This window comes from Albibacillus kandeliae, assembly GCF_003116585.1.
Lineage (GTDB): Bacteria > Pseudomonadota > Alphaproteobacteria > Rhodobacterales > Rhodobacteraceae > Albibacillus > Albibacillus kandeliae.
Map to the genome: position 1 here is coordinate 1 of NZ_QEHM01000022.1, position 4826 is coordinate 4826.

Consider the following 4826-nt stretch of genomic DNA (forward strand, 5'->3'; position numbering starts at 1 on the left):
GCGACAAGGTCGAGCAGGCCACGGCCGACCGGCTCCGGTCCTTCGTCGAGCGCATCGAGCGCCTGGAGCAGGAGAAGGCGGAGATCGCTGGCCAGATCAAGGAGGTCTACGCCGAGCTCAAGGCCGAGGGCTTCAATGCCCCGGCCCTCCGCGCCCTCGTCAAGCGCCGCAAGCAGGACCCCGACACGCTCGCAGAGCACGAGGCCGTCCTCGAACTCTACATGGCCGCCCTCGGGATGGGCTGAGCCCCTCGCCTCACACAACGCACCACGGAAGCACCAGGACCCATGCCAACACGCAAGTACTCCGACAGCCTGCTCGATCGCGCCGCAGCCATGCGGGACGAGGGCCATTCCTACACGGCGATCTCGCAACGCCTCGGGATCTCCTACGGGGCCGTCTACTGGCATTGCCTGCGGCTGGGTGCCGACAGCCCCCGCGCGCAGCGAAGCCGGGAGCACGCGCCAGGACCAAGGGTGGTCTCCCGCGGCAACCACCAGGTCCGTCGCTTCACCGAGGACGAAGACCGTCGCCTGCTCGCGATGGAGCTCGACGGCGAAACCGTCTCCGCGATCGCACGCGCGCTCGGCCGCAAACCCAACTCCATAACCGGGCGCCTCATGACCCTCGCAAGGCGCGAAGCACGAAGGGAGCTGAAGGGATGAGCCGTATCGAGCCACAATCGAAAATTGCCACCGACTCACAGTCCCCACGACCCGCTTCTCGACAAGCAACTAGAAGTACAAAGCAACTACGAAAAGTGGCGTTCACCGAAGCTCAGGTGAAACGCTTCATCAAGGCAGCTCGGGCGGTCGATCCAAAGGCGGTCATCGAGATCGTCACTGAGGCCGGTACGATTAGGATAAGCGCCGAGCCGGCACCTCACAGTGAAAACCCGTTTGATACATGGAAAGCCAATAGAAATGCGCGTGAGACTTAAGGGGTTAAACCGAGTTACCAAGCGTCTAGCGAGTGGCGAGCAAGTGACCTACTACTACGCATGGAAAGGAGGACCGCGCCTTCCTGGCAAACCAGGTGATCCAGTTTTTCAAGCAGCCTATTATGAAGCCGTACAGGCAAAGATTGAGCAGCCTGCCGGAAGCATCCAATCGATCTTGAACTTCTATCAAGACTCGCCCCGTTTCACTGACTTGGCGGCGAGAACACGAAAAGATTATGTGAAACACATACGCCTAATCGAGACAGAGTTTGGCGACTTCCCGCTCGATGCCCTGCGTGATCGTAGAACAAGGGCAGAATTTCTCGCTTGGCGTGATCGGATGGCACAAAAATCGCGCCGGCAAGCAGACTACGTTTTTGCGACCTTTGCATCGATACTGGCGTGGGCCTTTGACAGAGGCATGATTGTCGCAAACCCATGTGAGCGCCCCGGCAAGCTCTATCGCTCTTCCCGCTCCGACGCGATCTGGACAAGTGAAGATGAAGATGCGTTCCTTAGAGTTGCTGCCCCACGATTTCGCCTTGCATACCTATTGGCCGTTTGGACCGGGCAACGGCAGGGAGACCTGATCGCTCTTCCCTGGAAGGGCTATGACGGGCATCATATCCGCCTGAAACAAAGCAAGACTGGCCGCAGGGTGGTAATACCTGTCGGCGCTCCCCTCAAGTCTGAGCTAGACGCTACTCCACGCCACGGAGACACCATCCTTACAACGCTTTCCGGTGCTCCTTGGACGAGTCACGGGTTCAGCGCTTCGTGGAGAAAACTGGTGGCCAAAGCCCAAGTGACCGGCCTGACTTTTCATGACCTGCGCGGCACCGCCGTTACCAGACTCGCGATTGCGGGCTGCTCGGAAGCCGAGATCGCCACGATAACTGGACACAGCCTAAAGGACGTCGGCGCTATCCTTGATGCGCACTACCTGAGCAGAGATTCGCGGCTCGCAGAATCTGCAATCCGGAAGCTCGAAACTCATTCTTCTTCGCAGAAAAATCCCAACTAAGCTCCCAACCAAGCCACGCAAGTCAGGCAACATTTGCCGTAAGTATCTGAAAGGAAATGGCAGGGGCAGCAGGGTTCGAACCCGCGACCTACGGTTTTGGAGACCGTCGCTCTACCGACTGAGCTATACCCCTAAGGCCGCGCTTGATCTATGACAGCGCGCGGCGGGGGGCAAGAGGAAATGCGCCTGCCCTCTTGCCTGTGACCGGAATTCGCGTTGTAACCGCACCAGCCGCCAGCAAAGGTCCGACCACGCGTGAGCCTGAGAAAGAAATTCGCCGACAGCCCCCGAGTGCAGCATGGCATCGCCTCGCTGTTCGCGGGCTTCACGCGGTTCGCCCATGCAACGTCTCGCTGGGAGGTGCGCGGATTCGAGGCGATGGAGGAAGAACTGGCGCGCGGCGAGCCGGTGATCTTCACCGTCTGGCACCAGCGCCTGATGATGGCGCCCTACATGTTCAACCAGGACCTCGGCAAGTTCTGCTCGCTCACCAGCGCCGCCCGCGCCGGGCGCATGGTCGGGCGCACGCTGGGCCTCTTCGGGTTCGACACCATCCCCATGTCCAGCCACCAGCGCCATGTCGCCCTCTCACGCGAGGTGCTGCGCCGCATGGCCGACGGCTACACCATCGGCATCGCCGTCGACGGCCCGCGCGGACCCGCGCGCATTGCATCCACCGTTCCGCTGGTCTGGGCGCGATCGACCGGCAAGAAGGTCTTCGTCCTCGCCTGGGCCTCGCGCCGCTGCGTGATCTTTCCCTCGTGGGACCGCTTCATGATGCCCCTGCCCTTCACCCGCGGCGTGCTGCTGTGCCGGGAGTGGACCCAAGAGGTGCCGCGCAAGATGGACGAGCAAACGACAGAGGCGCTGCGGCAGAAACTCGAAGCGGCGCTGGACGAGATCACAGACGAGGCCGATATCGCCGCCGGGCGCCAGCCCGATCCGGGCAAAGGCCTCGTCTGAGGGTCAAGCGAACCGGGTCCGGCCCTACTTGACGAGCAGGTAGCGGGCGCGAAGGAGCACAGCCGTCGCATAGGCGCCCCGCCCCACCAGCGCCGCGTTGAACTCATCCAGCTTGGTCAGCGACAGCCCCCGTTCCACCGCCTGCCCGAACTGTTGCACCGCCATGCCAAAGCGATCTTCCTGCGCCATCACCATCGCGTCGTAGTAGAGGCCCCACTTGTCCTCTGGCCGCAGCGCAAGGGCCGCGTCGATCGACTCGCGCGCGAGCGGGATGTCCTTCAGCTCAAGGCCGATGCGGGCGCGCAGGAGGTGGTCGTGAAAATCGGCCTCGGATTCGGCCATGGTCCGGTCGATCTGTTCAAGGGCCTCGCTCGACCGCCCTTCGTCCAGCAGGAGCGAGGCACGCCAGTAGACGAGAAAGCTTGAGTAACCGACCCGCGCCTCGGCTTCTTTCAGGACTTCGAAGCCCTTGACGCGGCGACCGAGCGACGAGAGCGCGCGCGCCTTTCGCACGTAGCCATCGGCCCGGTCAGGGGCGAGCGCGATGACCTTCTCGGCGTCGCGCAGCGCCTCCTTGTTGCGGTCGAGGTAGAAGAGGATCAGCGACCGCCGCGAGAGAGCGCTCACGTAGTCCGGGTCTTCCTCCAGTGCCCGGTCCACGAAGCTCAGGGCGGTTGTCCAGTTGTCGCGCTCGCTCTCCACGAAGGCCATGCCATAGAGGGCGGATTCGTTGTCCGGTTCGCGCTTGATGACAAAGCGGAAGGCGGCGGCCGCCTCGTCCAGGCGGTCGAGATCGGTCAGGACCCATCCCTTGCGGACCATGGCCCAGAGGTAGTTCGGATCAATGGCCAGCGCCGCCTCGAGCCCGTGCAAGGCGTCGCGCGAACCGATGTCGTTGCCCCAGTACCGGCTCATGGCGAGCCCGGCCTGCACCTCGGCGTTGGGCGACCGGTTCATGGCGCGCTCGAAGTAGTCCCGCGCCACCCCGTAGTCCTGAGATTCGATGGCGAGCCAGCCAAGCCCGCTCAACCCGTCTTCGGAGTCCGGGTCGATGGCGAGTATCTCGACGAAGAGGCTGCGCGCCCGCGCCTCGTCGTCGAGGTGGTAGTGCGCCCAGGCCAGCGTCTCCATGACGTCGAGCCGCTGGCGGAGCGACGCATCGGGCTGGTCGAGCGCGCGTTCGCAGATGGAGACCATGCGGTCCGCGGGCTCCTCGTCGGCAAGGCAGGCGGTGACATAGGTATGCTGTGCGCCGATCTGCGCCTCGCGCGCCGAGACTGTCCCCGACATCAGGGCCGACATGACCAGAGCTGTCACCGCTTGGCGCCGCATCGGCTCCCCCCAACTGGACCGGAGGCCAGCCTAGGGCGATGCAGGCGCGCAAGGCAACACTGAAGGCGCCGCATGCGTTAGATCGGTCGCGTGGCTTGATCGAACGCCGGGCGGTCGCGCGAGCGCCCTACAACGGATCGGAGAAGGTATTGTGCCCAAACCAAAAGGGCCGCCCGATGGGGCGGCCCTTCCGGTCAGAATGATCCGTGGATCACTCGACGATTTTCGACACCACGCCGGCGCCCACGGTGCGGCCGCCTTCGCGGATTGCGAAGCGGAGGCCGTTTTCCATGGCGATCGGTGCGATCAGTTCGACGCCGAAGGAGACGTTGTCGCCCGGCATCACCATCTCGGTGCCTTCGGCCAGCGTCACGGTCCCGGTCACGTCGGTGGTCCGGAAGTAGAACTGCGGACGGTAGTTCGCGAAGAACGGGGTGTGGCGGCCGCCTTCTTCCTTGGTCAGGATGTAGGCTTCGGCTTCGAACTTGGTGTGCGGAGTCACCGAGCCCGGCTTGCAGAGAACCTGGCCACGCTCGACGCCTTCACGGTCAACGCCGCGCAGCAGCG

General features: G+C 63.5%; 7 protein-coding genes and 1 tRNA gene. 5 read left to right on the forward strand and 3 right to left on the reverse strand.

What is annotated here, in order from left to right:
* From DDT93_RS26200 to DDT93_RS26210, 4 genes are all read left to right on the forward strand, one after another.
* Positions 1-245: DUF2312 domain-containing protein (locus DDT93_RS26200; protein WP_109467235.1), on the forward strand; the 245-nt coding region annotated here is incomplete at its 5' end.
* Between the two features lie 42 nt (positions 246-287).
* Positions 288-665 carry a hypothetical protein gene (locus DDT93_RS26205; RefSeq protein WP_109468877.1) on the forward strand — a complete coding sequence of 126 codons (378 nt, stop codon included), beginning with the start codon at positions 288-290 and terminating at the stop codon, positions 663-665.
* Positions 662-940, forward strand: a complete 279-nt coding sequence (locus DDT93_RS26665) for a hypothetical protein (RefSeq protein ID WP_157960313.1) — start codon at positions 662-664, stop codon at positions 938-940. The genes DDT93_RS26205 and DDT93_RS26665 overlap by 4 nt, the downstream gene beginning before the upstream one ends.
* 43 nt (positions 941-983) lie before the next feature.
* Positions 984-1964: a tyrosine-type recombinase/integrase gene (locus DDT93_RS26210; protein WP_232825586.1), complete on the forward strand. Its 981-nt coding sequence runs from the start codon at positions 984-986 to the stop codon at positions 1962-1964.
* A 57-nt stretch (positions 1965-2021) separates the two neighbouring features.
* Here DDT93_RS26210 and DDT93_RS26215 read toward each other — a convergent pair.
* Positions 2022-2097 (reverse strand) — tRNA-Trp (locus DDT93_RS26215).
* 122 nt (positions 2098-2219) lie between these two features.
* Between DDT93_RS26215 and DDT93_RS26220 the strand changes: the two genes are divergently transcribed.
* On the forward strand, positions 2220-2927 hold the full coding sequence (locus DDT93_RS26220) for a lysophospholipid acyltransferase family protein (protein WP_109468879.1): 708 nt from the start codon (positions 2220-2222) through the stop codon (positions 2925-2927).
* A 24-nt stretch (positions 2928-2951) separates the two neighbouring features.
* Here DDT93_RS26220 and DDT93_RS26225 read toward each other — a convergent pair whose 3' ends face one another.
* Together DDT93_RS26225 and DDT93_RS26230 are read right to left on the reverse strand one after the other, a co-directional pair.
* On the reverse strand, positions 2952-4259 hold the full coding sequence (locus DDT93_RS26225) for a tetratricopeptide repeat protein (protein ID WP_109468880.1): 1308 nt from the start codon (positions 4257-4259) through the stop codon (positions 2952-2954).
* A 211-nt stretch (positions 4260-4470) separates the two neighbouring features.
* Positions 4471-4826, reverse strand: a 356-nt coding sequence (locus tag DDT93_RS26230) for an EF-Tu C-terminal domain-related protein (RefSeq protein WP_456297928.1), incomplete at its 5' end; no start/stop codon positions are given.